At 71.8% G+C, this 20757-nt stretch carries 19 protein-coding genes; 11 read left to right on the top strand and 8 right to left on the bottom strand.

The genetic code is table 11. The features are described 5' to 3' along the window. Positions 1-5 precede the first annotated feature (5 nt). Both ACZ5U5_RS34060 and ACZ5U5_RS34055 read right to left on the bottom strand, forming a co-directional pair. Complete coding sequence (locus ACZ5U5_RS34060) at positions 6-938, bottom strand: SDR family oxidoreductase (RefSeq protein WP_469029470.1); 933 nt, start codon at positions 936-938, stop codon at positions 6-8. A 62-nt stretch (positions 939-1000) separates the two neighbouring features. After that, entirely contained in the window at positions 1001-1768 is a 768-nt protein-coding gene (locus tag ACZ5U5_RS34055; protein WP_469029467.1) for an SDR family oxidoreductase, read from the bottom strand. Positions 1769-1835: 67 nt separating this feature from the next. On the opposite strand from ACZ5U5_RS34055, the gene ACZ5U5_RS34050 reads away from it, so the two are divergent. The 4 genes from ACZ5U5_RS34050 to ACZ5U5_RS34035 are packed head-to-tail and all read left to right on the top strand — an operon-like array spanning position 1836 to position 5315. Further along, complete coding sequence (locus tag ACZ5U5_RS34050) at positions 1836-2603, top strand: enoyl-CoA hydratase family protein (protein ID WP_469029465.1); 768 nt, start codon at positions 1836-1838, stop codon at positions 2601-2603. Continuing rightward, the gene (locus ACZ5U5_RS34045; RefSeq protein WP_469029462.1) at positions 2600-3463 is read left to right on the top strand and encodes a CoA transferase subunit A; all 864 of its coding nucleotides are present in this window, start codon (positions 2600-2602) and stop codon (positions 3461-3463) included. The genes ACZ5U5_RS34050 and ACZ5U5_RS34045 overlap by 4 nt, the downstream gene beginning before the upstream one ends. Beyond that, a complete protein-coding gene (locus ACZ5U5_RS34040) occupies positions 3460-4257 on the top strand; it encodes a CoA-transferase subunit beta (protein WP_469029459.1) in 798 nt (265 codons plus the stop codon). The genes ACZ5U5_RS34045 and ACZ5U5_RS34040 overlap by 4 nt, the downstream gene beginning before the upstream one ends. A gap of 17 nt (positions 4258-4274) precedes the next feature. Further along, a complete protein-coding gene (locus ACZ5U5_RS34035) occupies positions 4275-5315 on the top strand; it encodes an NAD(P)H-dependent flavin oxidoreductase (protein ID WP_469029825.1) in 1041 nt (346 codons plus the stop codon). A 532-nt stretch (positions 5316-5847) separates the two neighbouring features. Here the strand turns inward: ACZ5U5_RS34035 and ACZ5U5_RS34030 are convergent. The 4 genes from ACZ5U5_RS34030 to ACZ5U5_RS34015 all read right to left on the bottom strand — a co-directional run bounded on the left by ACZ5U5_RS34030 (position 5848) and on the right by ACZ5U5_RS34015 (position 11292). After that, a complete protein-coding gene (locus ACZ5U5_RS34030; protein ID WP_469029457.1) occupies positions 5848-8496 on the bottom strand; it encodes an ATP-binding protein in 2649 nt (882 codons plus the stop codon). Positions 8497-8625: 129 nt separating this feature from the next. Further along, on the bottom strand, positions 8626-9783 hold the full coding sequence (locus ACZ5U5_RS34025) for an acetyl-CoA C-acetyltransferase (protein ID WP_469029455.1): 1158 nt from the start codon (positions 9781-9783) through the stop codon (positions 8626-8628). A 57-nt stretch (positions 9784-9840) separates the two neighbouring features. Beyond that, complete coding sequence (locus tag ACZ5U5_RS34020) at positions 9841-10428, bottom strand: TetR/AcrR family transcriptional regulator (protein WP_469029823.1); 588 nt, start codon at positions 10426-10428, stop codon at positions 9841-9843. A gap of 81 nt (positions 10429-10509) precedes the next feature. Continuing rightward, positions 10510-11292 (bottom strand): SDR family oxidoreductase, encoded by a 783-nt coding sequence (locus tag ACZ5U5_RS34015; protein WP_469029452.1) that lies wholly within the window; start codon positions 11290-11292, stop codon positions 10510-10512. 157 nt (positions 11293-11449) lie between these two features. Between ACZ5U5_RS34015 and ACZ5U5_RS34010 the strand changes: the two genes are divergently transcribed. The 3 genes from ACZ5U5_RS34010 to ACZ5U5_RS34000 are packed head-to-tail and all read left to right on the top strand — an operon-like array spanning position 11450 to position 14412. Continuing rightward, positions 11450-12628: an acyl-CoA dehydrogenase family protein gene (locus tag ACZ5U5_RS34010; protein ID WP_469029449.1), complete on the top strand. Its 1179-nt coding sequence runs from the start codon at positions 11450-11452 to the stop codon at positions 12626-12628. Next, a complete protein-coding gene (locus ACZ5U5_RS34005) occupies positions 12628-13632 on the top strand; it encodes an acyl-CoA dehydrogenase family protein (protein WP_469029447.1) in 1005 nt (334 codons plus the stop codon). The genes ACZ5U5_RS34010 and ACZ5U5_RS34005 overlap by 1 nt, the downstream gene beginning before the upstream one ends. Before the next feature lie 42 nt (positions 13633-13674). Next, positions 13675-14412 (top strand): VOC family protein, encoded by a 738-nt coding sequence (locus tag ACZ5U5_RS34000; protein WP_469029444.1) that lies wholly within the window; start codon positions 13675-13677, stop codon positions 14410-14412. Positions 14413-14434: 22 nt separating this feature from the next. Here ACZ5U5_RS34000 and ACZ5U5_RS33995 read toward each other — a convergent pair whose 3' ends face one another. Further along, entirely contained in the window at positions 14435-15421 is a 987-nt protein-coding gene (locus ACZ5U5_RS33995) for a hypothetical protein (RefSeq protein ID WP_469029441.1), read from the bottom strand. A 114-nt stretch (positions 15422-15535) separates the two neighbouring features. Here ACZ5U5_RS33995 and ACZ5U5_RS33990 point away from each other — a divergent pair, with 114 nt between their 5' ends. Together ACZ5U5_RS33990 and ACZ5U5_RS33985 are read left to right on the top strand one after the other, a co-directional pair. Continuing rightward, positions 15536-16705, top strand: coding sequence for an anhydro-N-acetylmuramic acid kinase (locus tag ACZ5U5_RS33990; protein ID WP_469029440.1), 1170 nt, complete (start codon positions 15536-15538; stop codon positions 16703-16705). Between the two features lie 168 nt (positions 16706-16873). Beyond that, positions 16874-17884: a DUF2510 domain-containing protein gene (locus tag ACZ5U5_RS33985; RefSeq protein ID WP_469029438.1), complete on the top strand. Its 1011-nt coding sequence runs from the start codon at positions 16874-16876 to the stop codon at positions 17882-17884. Between the two features lie 144 nt (positions 17885-18028). Here ACZ5U5_RS33985 and ACZ5U5_RS33980 read toward each other — a convergent pair whose 3' ends face one another. After that, on the bottom strand, positions 18029-18664 hold the full coding sequence (locus ACZ5U5_RS33980; RefSeq protein WP_469029435.1) for a TetR/AcrR family transcriptional regulator: 636 nt from the start codon (positions 18662-18664) through the stop codon (positions 18029-18031). A 198-nt stretch (positions 18665-18862) separates the two neighbouring features. Between ACZ5U5_RS33980 and ACZ5U5_RS33975 the strand changes: the two genes are divergently transcribed. Further along, entirely contained in the window at positions 18863-19675 is an 813-nt protein-coding gene (locus tag ACZ5U5_RS33975) for a phosphatase PAP2 family protein (RefSeq protein ID WP_469029432.1), read from the top strand. Next, a complete protein-coding gene (locus ACZ5U5_RS33970) occupies positions 19672-20598 on the top strand; it encodes a DMT family transporter (RefSeq protein ID WP_469029430.1) in 927 nt (308 codons plus the stop codon). The genes ACZ5U5_RS33975 and ACZ5U5_RS33970 overlap by 4 nt, the downstream gene beginning before the upstream one ends. Positions 20599-20757: the final 159 nt, after the last annotated feature.

Genomic DNA, 20757 nt, shown 5'->3' with positions numbered 1-20757 from the left:
CGGCCTTACCGAGCCCCGTACACCGGTTGAGGCACCTCTGCCCCGCCGAGCAGCTCGAGCGCCGAGTCACCCGCCTCCGCCGGGGTCCAGCGTGCACCCTTGTCGGCCGTCGGCCCCGGCCGCCAGCCCTCCATGACGGTGATGCGCCCCGCTTCGGCCTCGAAGACACGTCCCGTGACCCCCGCGGACGACTCGGAGCCGAGCCACACCACGAGCGGCGACACGTTCTCCGGGGCCATCGCGTCGAAGCCGCCGCCTTCGGGCGCGGCCATGGTCTCCGCGAAGGTGCTCTCCGTCATCCGTGTGCGCGCGGCAGGCGCGATGGCGTTCACCCGCACTCCGTAGGAGGCGAATTCCGCGGAGGCCACCAAGGTGAGCCCGAGAATCCCGGCCTTGGCCGCGCTGTAGTTGCCCTGCCCCACGCTCCCCAAAAGCCCGGCACCGGAGCTGGTGTTGATGACGCACGCGTGCCGCGCGCGCCCCGCCTTCGCCTCGCCGCGCCAGTACGCCGCAGCGTGCTTCATCGGCAGGAAGTGCCCCTTCAGATGGACGCGCATCACCGCGTCCCAGTCGTCCTCCTCAAGGTTGACCAGCATCCGGTCCCGTAGGAACCCCGCGTTGTTGACCAGGGTGTCGAGGCTTCCGTACGTGTCGAGCGCGGCCCGCACCAGGGACGCGGCGCCATCGGACGTGGCGATGTCACCGCCGTGCGCGACGGCCTCGCCGCCCGCCGCGCGGATCTCCTCGACGACCTCGTGCGCCGGCCCACCGGACGCCCCGGAGCCGTCGGCCCCCACACCCAGGTCGTTCACCACGACCTGGGCACCTTCCGCGGCATAGGCGCGCGCGTGCGCACGGCCGAGGCCACGGCCCGCGCCCGTGACGATCACGACGCGGCCCGCGCAGATTCCCGTGCCCGGCTTCTTGGCTGAGGTCATGCGGAACTCCTCGGTCATACGGAACTGCTCGAATACCTTCAGTCGGAACTGCTCGGATACCTTCAGTGGTTGACGGACGCGGCGTCGAGGAACGCGGGGCGTTCGCCGCCGCCGTGCAGGTGCAGTGCGGCGCCACTGATGTAGCGGGCGCCGTCGGAGGCGAGGAACACGCACGCGTCCCCGACGTCCGACGGATCGGCGAGGCGACCGAGCGGTACCGTGCGGGCGACCGCCGCGACGCCGGCCTCGTCCCCGTAGTGCAGATGGGCGCTCTCCGTACGGGCCAGGCCGAGCACGACGGTGTTCACACGCACCTTCGGGGCCCACTCCACGGCCATCGTGCGCGCGAGGTTCTCCAGGCCCGCCTTGGCCGCCCCGTACGCACCGGAGCCGGGTGAGGGCCGGGAGCCGCTGACGCTGCCGATCATGGTGATGCTGCCCCCGCCGTGCTCCTGAGTGCGCATCACCTCGTACGCCGCCAAGGACGCGTACAGCGGGGCCAGCAGATTGAGTTCGACGATCTTGGCGTGGCGGGCCGGGGCGGACTCGGCGAGGAGTCCGAAGGGGGTGCCGCCCGCGTTGTTCACCAGGGCGTCCAACCGGCCGTGATCGGCGGCCACGTCGGCGAAGAACGTCTGCGCCGCCGCCGCGTCACGCAGGTCCAGCGGCCTGAACTCGGCAGCGGCTCCCGCCACTTCGACCGGCCGGTCGGGCGGTCTGCGGGCGCAGACGACGACCCGCGCGCCGGCGGCGAGGAAGCTGCGGGCGATACCGGCGCCGACGCCTCGGGTGCCGCCGGTGACGACGACCACCTGTCGGGTGTCAGTCATCGCTGCTACCTTCCTAACTAACAAATGTTTGGTTGAAGGGCCTGGTTGAAAGGTAGCGGATCCTCTGATGTCTGTCTCCACCTCCACCCCGGACAAGGGCGTGGCCGTCGTCACCGTCGACTTCCCGCCCGTCAACGCCCTGCCCGTGCAGGGGTGGTTCGACCTGGCGGTCGCGGTGCGCGCGGCGGGTCACGACTCCGGGACGCGCTGCGTCGTCCTCGCCGCCGAGGGCCGCGGTTTCAACGCGGGCGTGGACATCAAGGAGATGCAGCGCGACAGCGGCCACAGCGCCCTGATAGGCGCCAACCGCGGGTGCTACGAGGCGTTCTCGGCGGTGTACGCATGCGAGGTGCCGGTCGTGGCAGCGGTGAACGGCTTCTGCCTGGGCGGCGGCATCGGCCTGGTGGGCAACGCGGACGTGATCGTGGCGAGCGAGGACGCCACCTTCGGCCTGCCCGAGCTCGACCGGGGCGCGCTCGGCGCGGCCACCCATCTCGCCCGCCTGGTGCCGCAGCACTTGATGCGCGCGTTGTACTACACCTCGCGCACGGCCACGGCTGCGGAGCTGCACGCGCACGGCTCCGTGTGGAGCGTCGTCCCGCGCGAGGAACTGCGCGAAGCGGCGCTGGAGTTGGCACGTGAGATCGCGCGGAAGGACGGGACGCTGCTGCGGTTCGCGAAGGCCGCGATCAACGGCATCGACCCCGTGGACGTGCACCGGAGCTACCGCTTCGAGCAGGGCTTCACCTTCGAGGCGAACCTGAGCGGTCTCGCCGACCGGATCCGCGAGGACTTCGGGACGGGGCCCGGAGAGAAGGAGGAGGGCAGGGCATGACGGACAAGACCATGACGCCCGACGCGATCGTGGGACGGCTGCGCAGCGGAATGACGCTCGGCATCGGTGGCTGGGGGTCGCGCCGCAAACCCATGACGCTGGTGCGGGCCCTGCTGAGGTCCGGCATCACGGACCTCACCGTCGTGTCGTACGGCGGTCCCGACGTCGGCCTGCTCGCCGCGGCGGGGAAGATCCGCAAGGTGGTCACGGCGTTCACGACCCTCGACTCGATCCCCCTGGAGCCGCATTTCCGCGCGGCACGCGAGCGTGGCGCCTTCGAACTTGTCGAGCTGGACGAGGCGATGTTCATGCAGGGCCTGACCGCCGGTGCCCAGCGACTGCCGTTCCTGCCGATCCGCGCGGGCCTCGGCTCGGACGTCCTGCGGGTCAACCCCCATCTGCGTACGGTCACTTCGCCGTACGAGGACAGGGAGGTACTGGTCGCCGTGCCCGCCCTGCGGATGGACGCGGCCCTGGTGCACCTGAACCGCGCCGACCGCCTGGGCAACGGCCAGTACTTGGGCCCCGACCCGTACTTCGACGACTTGTTCTGCGAGGCGGCCGACACGGCGTTCGTGTCGTGCGAGCGGATCGTCGAGTCGAGCGAGCTCACCGAGCGGTCGGCGCCGCAGACGATGCTGGTCTCCCGGCACGCGGTGACGGGTGTGACCGAGACACCCAACGGCGCGCACTTCACTTCGTGCGTGCCGGACTACGGCCGTGACGAGCCCTTCCAGAAGGCGTACGCCGCGGCCGCGGGCGACCCGGACGCCTGGAAGGAATTCGAGGACCGCTTCCTCGTCGGCACCGAGCAGGACTATCAGACGGCCGTCCGGGCCTGGCACAAGGAGCAGCGATGACGCGGACCGAACCGACGGCCACGGCCGGTGTGTCCGAGGCGACCGCCGTCACCCGCGCCGAGTACTGCGTGATCGCCTGCGCCGAGGCCTGGCGGGACGCCGGCGAGATCCTCGCGTCGCCGATGGGCACGATTCCCTCGATCGCCGCCCGCCTGGCCAAGCTGACGTTCTCGCCGGACCTGCTGCTCACGGACGGCGAGGCGCTGCTGATCGGGGATGTGCCCGCCGTGGGGGCGCCGTCGGCGGTGACGGAGGGCTGGTTGCCGTACAGGAAGCACCTGACGATGGTCATGGGCGGCAGGCGTCACGTGATGATGGGCGCGAGCCAGATCGACCGCTTCGGGAACCAGAACATCTCCTGCATCGGCGACTGGGAGCGGCCCAGGCGCCAGCTGCTCGGCGTGCGCGGAGCCCCGGTCAACACCCTCAACAACCCGGTGAGTTACTGGATCCCACGCCACTCGACGCGCGTCTTCGTGGAGAAGGTCGACATGATCAGCGGTGTGGGGTACGACAGCGCGGCGGCCGCCGGGCCGTCAGCGACCCGCTTCCACGACCTGCGCCGGGTCGTGTCGGATCTCGGCGTCTTCGACTTCGGGGCGGCGGACCACGCGATGCGCCTGGTGTCCCTGCATCCGGGCGTGACGGTGGAGCAGGTGCGGGGAGCGACCGGCTTCGCGCTGGCGACGGCGGACGAGGTCCCCAGCACCCGCGAGCCCACCGCGCATGAGCTCCGGCTGATCCGGGACGTGGTGGACCCGCGCGGTCAGCGTGAGCGCGAGGTCCGCTCGTGACGTCGCCCCCGGCGAGCATGGAGACGGCGCTGACCAAGCTGGTCGGCGTCCGGTATCCGATCGTGCAGACCGGCATGGGCTGGGTGGCGGGACCTCGGCTGGTCTCCGCGACGGCGAACGCGGGCGCCCTCGGCATCCTGGCCTCCGCGACGATGACGGTCGACCAGTTGCGCTCCGCCGTCCGCGAGGTCAAGTCCCGTACGGACGAGCCCTTCGGGGTCAATCTCCGCGCCGACGCGGGCGACGCGCGGGAGCGGGTGCGGATCATCGTCGACGAGGGGGTGCGGGTCGCGTCCTTCGCGCTCGCCCCCTCGAAGGAGCTGATCGCGGAGCTGAAGGACGCCGGGGTCATCGTCATCCCGTCCATCGGCGCGCGCCGGCATGCCGAGAAGGTCGCGGCGTGGGGCGCGGACGCGGTCGTCGTGCAGGGCGGTGAGGGCGGCGGGCACACGGGTGAGGTCGCCACGACCGTGCTGTTGCCGCAGGTCGTGGACGCGGTGGACATTCCGGTGATCGCGGCGGGCGGCTTTTTCGACGGCCGGGGGCTCGTCGCCGCGCTCGCCTATGGCGCGGCGGGCGTTGCGATGGGCACGCGCTTTCTGCTGACGTCGGACTCGACGGTGCCGGACGCGGTCAAGGCCCGCTATCTGGCCGCGTCGGTCAAGGACATCACGGTGACCACGCGCGTGGACGGCCTCCCCCACCGCATGCTGCGGACGGACTTCGTCGCGTCCCTGGAGACGTCGGGCCGGGCGGCCTCCCTCGCACGGGCCGTGCGGCACGCGGCGGCGTTCCGGAAGATGTCCGGCATGGGCTGGCGGGACATGATCCGCGACGGCCTCACGATGCGGCACGGGAAGGGCCTGACCTGGAGCCAGACCCTCCTCGCCGCGAACACACCGATGATGCTGAAGTCAGCGATGGTGGACGGCTCCACGGAGGCAGGAATTATGGCCTCCGGCCAGGTAGCGGGCGTAATCAGAAACCTCCCGTCCTGCGAGGAACTGATCACGGAGGTGATGAGGGAGGCGGCGGCGGTGGTGAGGCGACTGGGCTGAGCGGCGGCCTGGGGCGGGCTGCGGTGGCTTGCAGCAGGCCCTGCCCGATCCCTCCGCCGCCGCCAGTGCCTGAGACTCCGGGCGGGGTAGGGGGCGGGTGCTCGCCGGGGCGGAGGCACCGACCGGTGCACGCGGCGTGCTCGGAAGGCCGGGCCGGCTCCCGAGCCCTGGAGCCCCAGGGTGGGCTGTAAGACGGGGCCTGCTCATTGAGGCAAGGGTGTTAGGGCGGTGTACGGAGCGCGCACCGAGGGCCGAATCCGCGCCGGCCCTGAGACCCCGGGCTGGCTCACGGACGGCGGCTGCTCGACAGAGCGAAGGGGCCACCCCGCTACGCCCGGGTGGCACGCCGAATCCGCGCCCAGCTCCTGAGACCCGGCGGGCTGGCAGACGGCGACTGTTCGCCAGGACGAAGACACCGCCCGCCGCACCGGGTCGGCGCGGAAGGCCGGATTCGCGTCCAGGTCCTGGGGCCTCGGGCACGGGCCCCGCAGGAGTGGTCCTCCGGCCCTGGTCGCCGGATGCACGCCCCCGCTCAGACCTTCGCCACCTCCAGCGAAGCCCTTGCTCGGGCGACCAGGCCGGATGCCCCGCATGATTCGGCCAGGGCCAGGCCCCGAGCCAGTTCGCTTGCGGAGCCCGCGGCGATCCCGTACTCGACGCGGGCGACCGCGTGTTCGTAGGCGCACGGGGACGCCTCCAGGCAGGCGACGGCTCGTGCGTACAGCTCGACCGCCCGCTGGCCGCTCTCCAGGGACGCCGCACACCGCAGCGCCTCGCCGATCGCCGTCTCCGTTCCGAAGTGCTCCGCCTGGACCCGTGCTTCGGCGACCAGGTCGGCCGACCGCCGCGGGTCCTCGACGGCGACCGCCTGGGCCAGTTCGTACGCCCAGGGATTGACGACGGTGTTGTAGCAGCCGCGTTCGTTCGCCGTCTTCGCCGCCACTTCCAGTTCGTTGACGCCCTCCGGCCGTCGGCCCGAGGCGATCAGCAGACGGCCGCGCACGTAGTGGATGTCGGGCAGGAAGATCGTGGAGGGGTAGGGCGGCGCGATGCCGTAGCGATCGGCGGCCTCCTGGGCCTCGTCGATCTTGCCGCGGGAAAGCAGCACGTCGATGAGCTTGCACGCGGCATCCCAGTGCATCGGCAACCCGCTGCCGACACGGTCGGTGAGCCGAAGGCTCTCCCGCAGCGACTCCTCCGCCTCGGCGAGCCGCCCGCGCCTGCGGTACACCAGGCCCAACCAGGCTTTGGCGACGGCGAGATGACCGCCGCTCCAGCCCGCGGCCTCATAGGCGCGGACCCCTTCGGCGAAGACGCTCTCGGCGCGGTCGAGGCGGTCCGTGAAGATGTAGGCGCCGCCCAGCATCGTCAGGAGTTCGAAGCCCCACTCCGTGTCGGTCCAGCCGAGCCCGGGCGCGAGACGGCCGTTGACGAGGGCCCGGTCGCAGAGCTCGACGATTTCCTCCGCGTTCTCCCCGCGGGTCATGGCGTCGAAGGCGCGCAGGATCAGCAGGGCGCGCTCGGAGTTGTCGCGTCCCGGCAGCGGCCGGGCGAGCGCGGCGAGGCGGCGCGAACGGCCCGTCGCGTCGTCCTCACGCGCGTGGATGCCCTCCCACATGTAGTGGACGCCCTCCAGACGCATCCGGTCGGGCCCGGGGTCAAGACGCTCGGCCTCCGCGTCCACGACGCGCAGGGCCTCCTCCAACTGGTCGTTGTGCACGAGGGCTTGGGAGAGGCGGCAGACCGCGTCCACCCGCAGCTTCCGGTCGAGCCCCGGCGTGTGCAGGGCCTCGCGCAGGTGGCCGATGGTCGTGGCGGGCGAGGTGAGGAGGGTGGCGCAGCCCAGTTCGTAGAGCACGCGCGCGTGGGTCTCGGGCAGCGGAGGTTCCCGCAGGGCCCGTTCGAGGCAGCGGCGGGCGGCGTCCGGCGCGCCGACCGCGAGGTGCTCGGCCGCCGCTTCACGCAACTGCTTGACCAGTTCGGGGTCGTCGTCCGGATGAACCTCGAGGAGGTGCCGGGAGGCGGCAGCCGCGCCACGGCCCGACAGCGTGACGACCTCGGCGGCCTGGCCGTGGAACGCGGTACGGGTGGCGGCCGGGATCGAGCGGTAGACGGTACTCGCGATCAGCGGATGGACGAACTCAAGGCCCTCGTCGGCGCCGAGCAGGATACGCGCGGTACGCAGCCGCTCCGCGCACCGCTCGGCCGTCTCGCGGGTCATCCCGGCGAGCGAGGCGGCGAGGTCCAGCGGGATGGCGGTGCCCAGGATCGCGGCCGCCCACGCGAACCGCGTGACGTCCGTGCCGAGTCCTTCGAGACGGGCGACGAGCCCGCGGCCGCGCGCCGAGCGGTTCAGGGCGCGCAGTTCGGCGGCGGAGCCCTCCACCGGATCCAGTTCGCTGTCCTGCACCTTGGCGAGCAGTTCCACGGATTCGTACGGATTGCCGCCCGTGACGGCCCAGACCTCGCGGCAGAACGGGGCGTCCGCGTGCTCACCGAGGGTGGCGCGGGTGAGGCCGGCCGCCGCGTCCGGGGTGAGCGCACGCAGCGGTGGCAGCGGGCGGGCCGCTGTGCCGACCGCCGCGAGGTGGCGCGCGCTGTCGCCGGTGGCGTCGTCCGGCCGGTGGGCGACCACCACGAGGACGGGCAGTTCGTCGAGGCGCTGGGCGAACGCGGCAAGCCAGTGCAGGGTCTCCTGGTCGGCCCAGTGCGCGTCGTCGATGAGCAGGACCAGCGGCCAGTGCAGTCCCGAGAGGCGCGCGACCGCTTCGACCAGGCCGTCGCACACGCCTTGCGGGTCGGCCTGGACACCGGTCGGCTCGGCTATGCCCAGTGCGGGACCCGCGATCTCGTACCAGTCGCCGAGATACTCCCGTGCCAATTCCGGGGAGAGACCGACGAGAGCCGGCTGCAGCAACTGGCGCACGACGTTGAAGGGGACGGAGGTGATGGTCTCGCCGCCCCGCGCGGACCACACCACGGCCCGCCCCTCCGCGATACGGCGCACCTCGGCGAGCAGCGCCGTCTTGCCGATGCCCGCCTCGCCCTGGAAGACGAGCAGCCCGCCCGCCGTCGTCGCGTCGGAGCACAGCTCGTCAACAGCCCTCGCGGCAGCGGCGAGTTCCGCGTCGCGCTCCCACAACGGGGCCCAGGCGGCACCTCCGGGCCGTCCCTGCGTCATCGCGCTACCTCCCGAGGTCGCTCAATCGACGTACAGACATCGAGACTAGCCGGGTAGAAGGCCTCACGGTGCGGGGTCCGGGCAGCAACTCCCGCAAGGGGTGAAGGTCAAGCCCGAAGCTGGACGCCGTCAGAGGCGCTCGATGATGGTCACGTTCGCCTGACCGCCACCCTCGCACATGGTCTGCAGGCCGAACCGGCCGCCCGTGCGCTCCAGTTCGTGCAGAAGCGTCGTCATCAGTTTGACGCCCGTCGCGCCGAGGGGATGGCCGAGGGCTATCGCACCTCCGTTGACATTGACCTTCTCCGGGTCGGCGCCGGTCTCCTTCAGCCAGGCGAGGACGACCGGCGCGAAGGCTTCGTTGATCTCGACGAGGTCGATGTCGCCGATGCTCATGCCGGTCTTCTTCAGGGCGTACGCGGTGGCGGGAATCGGCGCGGACAGCATCCGGATCGGGTCCTCGCCGCGCACGGAGAGGTGGTGGATACGGGCGCGGGGCGTCAACCCGTGTTCCCGTACGGCCCTTTCACTGGCAACGAGCAGGGCGGCAGCGCCGTCCGACACCTGCGAGGAGCAGGCAGCAGTGATGGTGCCGTCGTCCAGGACAGGCTTGAGACCTGCCATCTTCTCCAGTGTCGTGTCGCGGCGCGGGCCCTCGTCGGTGGTCACGTCCCCGTAAGCGGTGAGTTCGCGGTCGAAGCGGCCCTCGTCGATCGCGCGGACGGCCCGCCGGTGCGAGCGGAGGGCGAAATCCTCCATGTCGCGGCGGGTGATGCCCCACTTCTCCGCGATCAGCTGGGCGCCGTGGAACTGGTTGACGGGCCGGTCCCCGTAGCGAGCGCGCCAGCCCTCGCTGCCCGCGTACGGGCCTTCGGTGAGGCCGAGCGGTTCGGCGGCCTGCCGGGAGGCGAAGGCTATGGGGATCATCGACATGTTCTGCGTGCCTCCCGCCACGACGAGGTCCTGCGTGCCGGACAGGACGCCCTGCGCCGCGAAGTGCACGGCCTGCTGCGAGGAACCGCACTGCCGGTCGATCGTCACGCCGGGCACCTCCTCCGGCAGCCCCGCCGCGAGCCAGGAGGTGCGGGCGATGTCCCCGGCCTGCGGGCCGACCGTGTCCAGGCAGCCGAAGACGACGTCCTCGACGGCTGCGGGGTCGACACCGGTGCGCTCGACGAGTGCCTTCAGGACATGGGCCCCCAGGTCGGCGGGGTGGACGGCCGAGAGGCCGCCCTTGCGCCTGCCGACGGGGGTACGGACCGCTTCGACGATGTAGGCCTCGGCCATGACTGCGTACTCCTCGTGCTCCTCGGTCGACGCGGTCGCCGGGTGACGACGCGCGCTCTACGTGGTGCGTACGGCGATGCCGTCCAGGACCATCGAGAGGTACTGGCGGGCGATCTCCTCGGGGCTGTGGCCGCCGCCGGGGCGATACCAGGACGCGGCCACCCAGACGGTGTCGCGCACGAAGCGGTAGGCGAGCCGGATGTCCAGGTCGTCGCGGAAGACACCCTCCGCGACGCCGCGCTCCAGCGTCGTCAGCCATGTCTTCTCGAAACGCTGCTGCGAGTCGGTCAGGTACTGGAAGCGCGCCTGCGCGACCAGGTGCCTGGCCTCCTTCTGGTAGATCGCGACGGCAGAGCGGTGCCGGTCGATCTCCCGGAAGGACTCGGTGACGAGCGCTTCCAGGGTCTCGCGGGGCCCGAGCCGCGACTGGAGCACGGTGTCGTACCCGTCCCACAGCTCGGTGAGGAAGGTGGAGAGGATCTCCTCCAGCATCGACTCCTTGGAGTCGAAGTGGTAGTAGAGGCTGCCGGCGAGCATGCCCGCGGAATCCGCGATCTTGCGGACGGTCGTCGCGTTGTACCCCTGCTCGGCGAAGACGTCGGCCGCGATGGCGAGGAGTTCACCGCGCCGCTCGGGCGAGCTCACGGGGGCCTTCTTCTTCGTGGTGCTGCTCTGTTTCTTCGTGGTGCTGCTCTGCTTCTGATTCGACACACGGTCATTCTCCGCCTAGGCGTGCTGGTTGCTGACCGAGACCGTCTCCCCCGTCATGTACGAGGAGTACTCGCTGGCGAGGAACACGATGACGTTGGCTATCTCCCACGGCTCCGCATGGCGCCCGAACGCCTCGCGCGCGGTCAGCTCCTCGAGCAGCTCCGGCGAGGTGACCTTCGCCAGGTGCGGGTGCATGGCGAGGCTGGGCGACACCGCGTTGATCCGTATGCCGTGGGGCGCGGCCTCGACGGCGGCGCAGCGGGTGAGGGCCATGACGCCCGCCTTCGCCGCGGCGTAGTGCGCCTGGCCGGCCTGGGCACGCCAGCCGAGCACCGAGGCATTGTTCACGATCACGCCGCCGCGGTCGGCGGCCCGCATGCGGCGCAGGGCGGCCCTGGTCGAGCGGAACGTGCCGTTCAGCGTGACGTCGATGACTCTGTCCCACTGCTCGTCGGTCATCCCGGCGAGCTCGGCCGTGCCGCCGAGTCCCGCGTTGTTCACGACGACGTCCAGACCGCCGTGGCACTGCTCGGCCAGGTCGTACAGCCCCTGCACCTGGGATTCGTCCGTGACGTCGCACGGCGTCCCCTCGACCCGTCCGGCGCCGAACTCCTCGGCCAGCGCCTCCACCGTCTCCTTGGTGCGGCGCGGGTGCGCGTCGCCTATCACGATGCGCGCACCCTCCTCCAGGAAGCGGCGGGCGGTGGCGCCGCCGATGCCCGCTCCGGCCGCGGCGGTGATGACGGCGGTGCGGCCCGCGAGCAGACCGTGCCCCGGCACGTAGGTGGGCGCGTCCATGCTCGGCCTCCCTTGGTTCTCGACTGACTCTCGACTCGCTGACTTGCTCTCGACGACTGCCTAGACCTCAGGGTAATCTACCAAACACTTGTTAGGGAAGGCCGTCGCGGAAAACAACGACCGCAGCAGAAGAACCGACCGAAGAGGTGGGCCACCGATGGACCTCGACTTCACCGCCGGGGAAGAGGAGTTCAGGCAGCGGGCTCGCGACTGGCTGGCCCGGCACGTGCCGGCCGAGCCGCTGCCGTCACTGGAGACCCGCGAGGGTTTCGCCGCCCACCGCGCCTGGGAGGGCGAGCTCGCGGCCGATCGCTGGTCGGTGGTCTCCTGGCCCGAGAAGTACGGCGGGCAGGGCGTCGACATCGTCAAGTGGCTGGTGTTCGAGGAGGAGTACTTCGCCGCGGGCGCCCCCGGCCGGGTCTCGCAGAACGGCATCAACCTCCTCGCGCCGACCCTCTTCGACTTCGGCACCGAGGAGCAGCGCGCCCGGGTGCTGCCCCCGATGGCGAGCGGCGAGGTGATCTGGGCGCAGGCCTGGTCCGAGCCGGAGTCGGGCTCGGACCTGGCGTCGCTGCGCTCCACCGCCCGCCGCACGGACGGGGGTTGGCTGATCAGCGGGCAGAAGACCTGGTCGTCGCGGGCCGCGTTCGCCGACCGCGCCTTCGGCCTGTTCCGCAGCGACCCCGCAGTCGACACCGCAGTCGGCTCCACAGGTGACTCCGCCAAGCCGCACCGCGGTCTGACCTACCTGATGTTCCCGCTCGACGCGGACGGCGTCACCGTCCGCCCCATCGGACGCCTCGACGGCAAGCCCGCGTTCGCCGAGCTCTTCCTCGACGACGTCTTCGTGCCGGACGACGACGTGATCGGCGAGCCGGGCCAGGGCTGGCGGATCGCCATGTCGACGACGGGCAACGAACGCGGCCTGACCCTGCGCTCCCCCGGCCGCTTCGTCGCCGCGGCAAACCGCCTCGTGGGGCAGTGGCGCACGCACGGCGACCCCGCGGACACCGCACTGCGCGACCGGGTCGCCGACGCCGTGATCGGGGCTCGCGCCTACCAGTTGTTCACCTGGGCCAACGCGTCGCGCTTCGCGGCGGGCGAGACGGTCGGCGCGGAGTCGAGCCTGAACAAGGTCTTCTGGTCCGAGTACGACATCGCGCTGCACGAGACCGCACTCGATCTCCTGGGCTCCGAGGGGGAGTTGGCGGACGGCGGCGAGTGGGCCGAGGGGTATGTCTTCTCGCTCGCCGGGCCGATCTACGCGGGCACCAACGAGATCCAGCGCGACATCATCGCCGAGCGGCTGCTCGGACTGCCGAAGGGACGCCGCTGATGAGGTTCCTCCTCGACGACGAGCAGCGCGAGTTCGCGCGCTCGCTCGACGCGATGCTGACCGCGGCGGACACCCCGGCGGCCGTGCGGGCGTGGGCCGCCGGGGACCACGCGCCGGGGCGTGCCGTGTGGGGCCGTCTCGCGGACGCGGGTGTGTTCGCCCTGGCCGTCCCCGAGGAGTACGAAGGTGTGGGGCCGCTCCCGGTGGACATGGCCGTCTCCTTGCTCGAGTTGGGGCGGCACGCGGTGCCGGGGCCGGTGGTCGAGACCGTGGCGGCGGGCGCGCTGCTCGCCCGCCTCGCCGAACTGGGCGACGCGGCCCCCGCCAAGCGGCTCCTCGCGTCCGTGGCCTCCGGGGAGGCCATCACGACCCTCGCGCTCCCCGAAGGCGGGCCGTACGCACTGGACGCGGACTCGGCGACGCTGCGGCTGACCGCCGGGGACGGCGAGTTGCGCCTGGCCTCCGGGCACGCACGCGTGGAGCGGTCGCTGGACCCGGCACGGCGCCTCGCCCGGCTCCGGCCCGGCGAACTGCTCGCCTCGGGCCCGTCGGTGACGGAGGCTTCCCGGTACGCGGCCGACTGGGCCTCGCTCGCGACGGCGGCGCAGGCCCTGGGTGTCGGGCTCGCGCTGCTCGACAAGACGGTGGCGTACGTCAAGCAGCGCACCCAGTTCGGCACGCCGATCGGCGGCTTCCAGGCGGTCAAGCATCGCTTGGCGGACGCCCTGATAGGCCTTGAGTTCGCCCGGCCCCTCGTGTTCGGGGCGGCCTTGACCCTGGAGACGGCGGACGTGGCCGCGGCGAAGGTGGCGGCGAGTGAGGCCGCGTACGGCGCCGGGCGGGCGGCACTCCAACTCCACGGCGCCATCGGTTACACCGCGGAGTACGACCTGTCGCTGTGGCTGACGAAGGCGCGGGCGCTGCGCGGCGCGTGGGGCAGCCCCGGCGAGTGCCGGCGGCTGGTGTTGTCCGGGGGTCGGGGGGCCGGTCGGACCCGGGGGTGAATTCCGGGCACGCGTCACTCACCTGTGCCTATGATCCACGGCATGCCGCTGCGACTTGTGAACGTGAACTTCAAGGCCCGGGACGACTCGGCGCTGGGCCGGTTCTGGGGGGAGGCGCTCGGCTGGGGCCTGTCCAGCGAGGGCCCCGGCGTCACGAACGTCGAACCCGAGGGCGTTGCCTGGCCGGACCCCTCCGCCATCTGCGTGGACGTCGTCACCGTCCCGGACCCCGAGACGGTGAAGTACCGCGTGCACATGGATCTCGCCACCACCTCCGAGGCTCATCAGGCGGAGCTGGTCGCGCGCCTGAAGGATCTCGGCGCGACGCCCGCCGACGTGGGCCAGGGCGACGTCCCATGGACGGTCATGGCCGACCCTGAGGGCAATGTGTTCTGTGTGCTGGAGCCTCGCGAGCTCTACCGGGACACCGGGCCCGTCGCCGCCATCGTGGTCGACTGCGCCGATCCGCGGGCCATGGCCCGGTTCTGGGACGAGGCGTTGGACTGGACCCTGCACGAGGTGTCCGACGATCACGCGCGGATGCGTTCGTCCAAGGGCGTCGGCCCGTATCTGGAGTTCCTCCGCACGTCCGGCGAGACGACCGCGGTGAGCCGCGCCCACCTCGACGTGGCGCCGTACAAGGGTGACGACAAGGCGGCGGAAGTGGCGCGACTGCGGGCCCTGGGCGCCACCGACGCCGACGTCGGCCAAGGCGACGTGCCCTGGACGTGCCTCGCCGACCCGGAAGGCAACGATTTCTGCGTCCTCTCCCTGCGCTGAAACAGAGCCCCCCGCCCCCCTGTCACACGTACTCCCAACTCCCCTCACCCACCTGCTCCCGGGCGATCCTGCGCCACTCCCGCACGCCGCCCGGCAGCGGCCACGCCCACGTGGGGCGGTGTGCCGTCCGCAGTTCGTCGAGGCGGCGGACCAGCGCCGGCCCCGCGAACTCGGCGCCGTCGGGGACGCGCGGGCCCTGCGCGGCACGCAGCGCGGTGAACCGCTCGAGCTCCGTCTCGTACGTCGCCACGGCCCGCTCCGTGCCGGAGTCCACCTCGTCGTGCGGAACGGTCCGTTGCAGTTCCAGGACCGCCGGTTCCACGGATTCGGCGATCGCCGCTGCCAGCCGGGCGTGCCCGTCCAGGACGAGGTGGCTGTCGAGGCCGCTCACCCACCAGAGCAGGACGGGCGGCAGGGTGCCGTCCCGCGCCTGCTTGCGGTAGGCCTTGACCCTGGGATCGTCGGCGTCGGGCAACGACCTGAGCGGAAGAATCTCCCACGAGCCGTTATGGATGAACCACTCGATGTATCCGTCGGGATCACCCTCGATGAGGAGCGAGCGCCAATACTCCCCGGGTGACTCGCCCTGCGGGTGGTTCGGGCGCAGGCGCAGCAGCGGGTCCGGGGACAGCACCCAACGTCCGTCGTGCAAGGGGCTGTCCGGCGACGTCGCGAGCAAGGCCGCGAGGTGGTGGGCCCAGCGCTCCGTGGAGCCCTCGAAGGCGCGGGCCATGTGTGCGCGCAGAGGTGGGGCCAAGGGTCGGTAGCGGCCGGTCCGGTAGAAGTCGACTCCGTCGCGGTCCGGGTCCACCACGGCCAGCAGCAGCGGATCCGCGGTCGCCCCTTGCGTCAGGAGCAGACGGTTCTCGGCGATCCAGAGGCACAGTCCGGGCCGGGGCCGATCCTGCGCTTCCAGGAGCAGGCCGTTCCAGGAGCCGTCGGTTCGGGTGAGGTTCGTGCGGCACACCCCCGTGCGGGAACCGGGCGATCCCGTGGTGGACGTGGACAAGTCGCCCCTCCCCCTGCGTCGATGGCCTGAACTGGATCGTACGTGCGAGTGCGCTCGCCCCTTCTTCGCTGCAATGATCAAACGCACTGGTGAGGAGAGTGAGAGGGGCAGCACGTGCGCGTAATCGGGCTCATGTCGGGGACTTCGTACGACGCCATCGACGCGGCGGCGGCCGACCTGACGATCGACGGCGACCGCCTGCTGCTCTCCCCGCTGGGACTGATCACCCGCGGGTACGACGAGCAGGTGCGGACGGCGCTCGCCGCCGCGCTGCCGCCCGCCGCCACCACGCTGGCGGACGTGTGCCGCCTCGACACCCGCATCGGCCAGGCCTTCGCCACCGCGGCGGCCGAGGCGGACCGCGAACTGTGCGACGGGCGCGCCGAGTTGGTCGCGTCGCACGGCCAGACGGTCTACCACTGGGTGGCGGACGGCCAGGTGCACGGCACGCTGCAGATCGGGCAGCCCGCGTGGATCGCGGAGGCGACGGGCCTCCCGGTGGTCGCCGACTTCCGCCCCCGCGACATCGCCGCCGGTGGCCAGGGCGCGCCCCTGGTCAGCATCGTCGACCGGATGTGGCTGCGCGGCAGGCCCGGCGCCCCCGCCGCGCTGAACCTCGGCGGCATCGCCAACATCACCGCCGCGGACGGCACCGCCTTCGACACCGGCCCCGCGAACGCGCTCGTCGACGCCGCCGTGCGCGAGCTGACCCGGGAGCGGCTCACGTACGACATGGACGGCGAGATGGCCGCGCGCGGCACCGTCGACGAGGGTCTGCTCGCGGTCCTGCTCCGCGAGCCGTACTACGCGCGCCCCGCCCCCAAGACCACCGGCAAGGAATTCTTCCATCTGCCCTATCTACGGGCGGCGCTCACCGGGTACGAGGCGCTCGCCCCGCAGGACGTCATCGCCACGCTCACCCTCCTGACCGCCCGCACGGTCGCCGACGCCGTCAGGTCGGTGGACGCCTCCGAGGTCATCGCCTCCGGCGGCGGCACCCGCAACCCGACGCTGATGGCGTTCCTGCGGGCCGAGTTGGGGGACAAGGTCCCGGTGCGCACGTCCGACGAGCTCGGACTGCCGTCCGCGGCGAAGGAGGCGTACGCCTTCGCGGTCCTCGGTTTCCTGACGGCGCACGGGCTGCCGGGGACGGTGCCGGAGAGTACGGGTGCGCGGCACGCGAGCGTGCTGGGGTCGATCACGCCGGGCCGGGCCGGTGTGCGGGTGCCCGCCCCTACAGGCGACGGCCCGGTGCGGTTGGTGGTGGACGGGAGGGGGTTGTGAACGGTGGACGGGAGGGGGTCGTGAACGGTGGACGGGAGGGGGTCGTGAACGGTGGACGCGAGAAAGCTGTGAACTCACCGCTGCCTCCTGGGAGTACAGCGGCCGAACGGTGACCCGTAGCGGCCCCCTCTCATGCCGCTTTCACCGAATGCTCATACCCTGACGCCCATGACCCAGGTAACCCCTCCCGGCTGGTACCCCGACCCCGGCCAGACAACTGACGGCCCCCGTACCGAACGCTGGTGGGACGGGAACGTATGGACGGACCAGGTCCGCGCGGTGGGATCCGCCGCCGGGTGGAGTGGTTCCGCCCCGGCGACTCCCCCGGCCTATCCGCCCGGCGCCCCGACGGGCGCCCCTGGCGCATACCCGGCCTATCCCTCCTATCCGGGCCAGCCCACCGCCCCTCGGCGCGGCCTGCGCATAGGCATAGCCATAGGCGTGGCCGTGGCGGTCCTGGCCGGGATAGGCGGCGGCGTCTACTTCCTGACCGCCGATGACGACGGGGACGGCGACAACACCGCCAAGAACCCCTCGTCCTCCGCCCCTTCGAAGCCCGGCGCCCCCCAGGACCCGCAGGATCCGCAGGACCCCGAGCAGTCCCAGCCGCCGGGTGGCGACGCGGCCCCGCCGTCGGAGGAGGGGTACGCCACCGACCCCCTCAGCGGAATCAGCCTCCCGGTGCCGGACGGCTGGACCGGCGCGGCCGGCCAGAGCGGCGGCGCCTCGGTGACCACGGGGCCCTACCCCTGCCCCAGGGACACCGCCAAGACCTGCTCCCGCGGCGGCGCGTACGCCGGACTCGCCGAGGGTTTCAAGATCGACGCCAAGACGGCGGAGGCGGCCGCCAAGGCCGACATCTCCGTCAATGCCAAGGAGTCGTACGGCGGCAAGACCTACGGGAAGATCACTTCGCACAAGGAGCTGGAGTCCAAGGCGGTCACCGTGGCCGGCCAGAAGGGCTACCTCGTGCGCTGGAAGGCCGTCACCGAGAAGAGCGACGACGGGTACGTCCAGTCGCTGGCCTTCCCCTCTCCCACCCTGAAGTCGAAGCTCGTGATCGTCCGCTTCGGCATCGACGTGAACGACAAGTCCCCGAAGCTGTCCGTCATGGACGAGATCACCAAGGGGATCAAGGCCGCGTCGGGCGGCGGGGGCGGCAACGGCAAGGAAGTCTGACGGGCCCCGGGAACGTCAGAGCCGGGCGGGCGGAACCACGAGGATTCCGCCCGCCCGGCCAAGAGCGGCCACGCCACCCCCGTCCCCACGGTGCGGCGCGCCAGGCAGACCGGGGCCCGTCATCCACCGGGCCCCGGTCCACGATCAGGTGGCTCTGGTCAAGCCCAGTGCGGGCAGCACGCACGCCTCGACGAAGTCGGACAGATACGCCTCGTCCGCTTGCTTGCCCTCAAGGACGGGCCGGGCGCGGACCACGCCCATGAGCTGAGCCGTGATGAATCTGGTGGCCGGATGGTCCGCGGCGATCTCGCCCCGGGCCACCCCGCGCTCGATCAGTTCGTCGAGCGCCCTCGTCTCCGGCTCGACCAAGGCTTCGCGCAGTGCGCTGCGCAGATCCTCGTCCTGGAGCACCGCGTGGCTCAGCGCCTGGACCAGCATGCTGTCCCGGGTCGACCACTCCCCCGCGGCCCGCGCCGCCTCGCGCAGGTCACCGGCGAGCGTGCCGGTGTCGATGCCCGCGAACCGCACGCAGCGGTTGGCGCGCAGCGCGGCGGCCACGAACTGGGGCTTGGTCTTCCACTGGCGGTAGAGCGTGGACTTGCTGCACCGGGTGGTCGCGGCCACGCCCTCCATGGTCACGGCGTCGTACCCGCACTCGCGGAGCTGGTCGAGGACGGCCTCGTAGAACTCCTGCTCACGCTCGGGCGTGATCTTGGAGCGGCGCGAGGAGCCCGCGGGGTCCGTCGTGCCTGCTTCTGCTGCCCGGTCCGGCGACGTCATGACTCTTCTCCTCGGTGCGGCGGCTTCGACCGACCCTATCGATACGCCAGTGTACCGGTACGCCCGCGTATCGGTACACTGGCGTATCGGTACACTGGCGTATCGATGAGTGCGGCGCTCCACGACGGCAACGACTGCGCGAGGCGCTTCTCCACTCACTACCCGCACCACCCAGTCGTCACGTAAAGGGGCCGGGGGATGGAATCCCGAACCGAGCCTGCCGAAGGGAAACCGGACATAGCCGTCCGGGAGCCGGACACATCTGCCCGACCGCCCCTCGTCCGCGAGCTCCTCCTCGTCGTAGGACTCTTCCTCGTCTACAAATTCGGCAGGCAGCTGGCCAACGGCCACACCGGTGAGGCCTTCCGCAACGCCCACCACGTGTGGGACGCCGAACGCACCCTGCACCTGCCGGGCGAGGGCGCCGTACAGCACGCGCTGCTCAGCAGCGACACCCTGGTGCACATCGCGAACACCTACTACGCGACCGTGCACTTCCCGGCCACCGCGCTCTTCCTGGTCTGGCTCTACCTGCGCAGGCCCCGGCACTACGTGTGGAGCCGCCGAGTGCTCGCCGCGCTGACCGCGGCGGCCCTCGTGCTGCACCTGACGTTCCCGCTGGCGCCGCCCCGGATGCTGGAGGCGACCGGTCTCGTGGACACCGGGCAGGTGTACGGACCGACCGTGTACGGCGCCACCCCGCAGACCGACTCGATGGCGAACCAGTTCGCCGCGATGCCGTCCCTGCACTTCGGGTGGGCGCTGATGCTCGCCGTCGGACTCATCGTCGCGACCTCCTCGCGGTGGCGCTGGCTGTGGCTGCTGCACCCGCTGATCACCCTGCTCGTGGTCGTCGGGACCGCCAACCACTACTGGCTCGACGCCCTCGTGGTGACCGCGCTGCTCGGCATCGCGCTCGCTGTGATCAAGCTGCCGGATCCCGCGTGTTCGCGCGTCGTGCGGCGGTACGCGCCCACGCGTGAGCTGGCCGCTCCCGGGGTCCGCCGATGAACGCCACCCTTCTCGCCGTCGCGCTCTCGCTCGTCTCGGCCGCCGCGTACGCCTGTGCCGCCGTGGCCCAGGAACGCCTCGCCACCCGCATCACGGACACCGGCAACGGCATCCTGCGGCTGCTCGGCAGCGGTCCCTGGTGGTCGTCGGTCGGGCTCAACGCGTCCGCGGCCCTGCTCCACGTGGCGGCCCTGAAGTACGGTCCGCTCACCCTGGTGCAGCCGCTCGGCGCGCTCACCCTGGTCGCCGCCGTGCCGCTGGGCGCCCGCCTCGCGGGGCGGCGCGTCACCCCGCCGGAGTGGCGCGGCACCGGGCTCACGCTCATCGGCCTCGGCGCCCTGCTCCTCACCGCCACCGGGCCCGCGCCCGACGACACGCTGACCCTGACGGAGGCGCTGGCCGTCGCGGGCGCCACGATGGCCGTGATCGGCGTGCTCTCCCGCCCCGGTACGCGGCCGGGGCTGCGTCACGCGACCGCTTCCGGGTTCGCTTCGGGCGTCGCGTCCGCGCTCACCCAGACCGTGACGGTCGCCGCCACGGACCGCTCGGGTCCGCTGCTCAGCCCGCAGGTGATCGTCGTGGCGCTGCTCGTCGCCGCGTTCGCCGTGGGTGGTCTCCTGCTGTCCCAGACCGCATACCGCGGGGGCCTCGGGGCGCCACTGGCCGTCGTCACCCTGGCCAACCCGGTGGCCGCCGCCGTCATCGGCCTCACCCTGCTCGGCGAGCGGCTGCAGGGAGGCGTGGCCGGGCTGTTCCTGGCGGCCGGGGGCGCGGCGATCGCTGCGTACGGAGTCGTGGTGCTGACCCGCTCACCGCGGGACGAGGCGTCCTCGGAGGCACCTTCGGAGTTGTCCCCACAGGACTTCCTGCCCTCCATCCCCGGACAGACCGAACCCGCCGCGCTGCATCTGTCACGCCACTGAGGCAGCCCCGTCGGTCGTAGACGCGGAAACGGTGTTGGGGGGGGGGGGGGGGGGGGGGGGGGGGGACACAAAACCTCCCTTGGGGAAGACCCCCCCCCCACACCCGCAAATGTCTCTTTCTGTACTGGGTCCGCAGCCCCGATAGCGCCATTACAAAGA

The organism is Streptomyces sp. NPDC033177, from assembly GCF_055577715.1.
The sequence above is the reverse complement of the archived record's forward strand: the minus strand, read 5'-3'. Positions and strand labels throughout refer to the sequence as shown.

Coding starts and splice junctions, on each gene's coding strand:
- ACZ5U5_RS33985 (WP_469029438.1), top strand. CDS start 16,874: ATGACCCAGGTAACCCCTCCCGGCTGGTACCCCGACCCCGGCCAGACA.
- ACZ5U5_RS34015 (WP_469029452.1), bottom strand. CDS start 11,292: ATGGACGCGCCCACCTACGTGCCGGGGCACGGTCTGCTCGCGGGCCGC.
- ACZ5U5_RS34060 (WP_469029470.1), bottom strand. CDS start 938: ATGACCTCAGCCAAGAAGCCGGGCACGGGAATCTGCGCGGGCCGCGTC.
- ACZ5U5_RS34010 (WP_469029449.1), top strand. CDS start 11,450: ATGGACCTCGACTTCACCGCCGGGGAAGAGGAGTTCAGGCAGCGGGCT.
- ACZ5U5_RS34025 (WP_469029455.1), bottom strand. CDS start 9,783: ATGGCCGAGGCCTACATCGTCGAAGCGGTCCGTACCCCCGTCGGCAGG.
- ACZ5U5_RS34005 (WP_469029447.1), top strand. CDS start 12,628: ATGAGGTTCCTCCTCGACGACGAGCAGCGCGAGTTCGCGCGCTCGCTC.
- ACZ5U5_RS34035 (WP_469029825.1), top strand. CDS start 4,275: ATGGAGACGGCGCTGACCAAGCTGGTCGGCGTCCGGTATCCGATCGTG.
- ACZ5U5_RS34040 (WP_469029459.1), top strand. CDS start 3,460: ATGACGCGGACCGAACCGACGGCCACGGCCGGTGTGTCCGAGGCGACC.
- ACZ5U5_RS33975 (WP_469029432.1), top strand. CDS start 18,863: ATGGAATCCCGAACCGAGCCTGCCGAAGGGAAACCGGACATAGCCGTC.
- ACZ5U5_RS33980 (WP_469029435.1), bottom strand. CDS start 18,664: ATGACGTCGCCGGACCGGGCAGCAGAAGCAGGCACGACGGACCCCGCG.
- ACZ5U5_RS33970 (WP_469029430.1), top strand. CDS start 19,672: ATGAACGCCACCCTTCTCGCCGTCGCGCTCTCGCTCGTCTCGGCCGCC.
- ACZ5U5_RS34030 (WP_469029457.1), bottom strand. CDS start 8,496: ATGACGCAGGGACGGCCCGGAGGTGCCGCCTGGGCCCCGTTGTGGGAG.
- ACZ5U5_RS34045 (WP_469029462.1), top strand. CDS start 2,600: ATGACGGACAAGACCATGACGCCCGACGCGATCGTGGGACGGCTGCGC.
- ACZ5U5_RS34050 (WP_469029465.1), top strand. CDS start 1,836: ATGTCTGTCTCCACCTCCACCCCGGACAAGGGCGTGGCCGTCGTCACC.
- ACZ5U5_RS34000 (WP_469029444.1), top strand. CDS start 13,675: ATGCCGCTGCGACTTGTGAACGTGAACTTCAAGGCCCGGGACGACTCG.
- ACZ5U5_RS34055 (WP_469029467.1), bottom strand. CDS start 1,768: ATGACTGACACCCGACAGGTGGTCGTCGTCACCGGCGGCACCCGAGGC.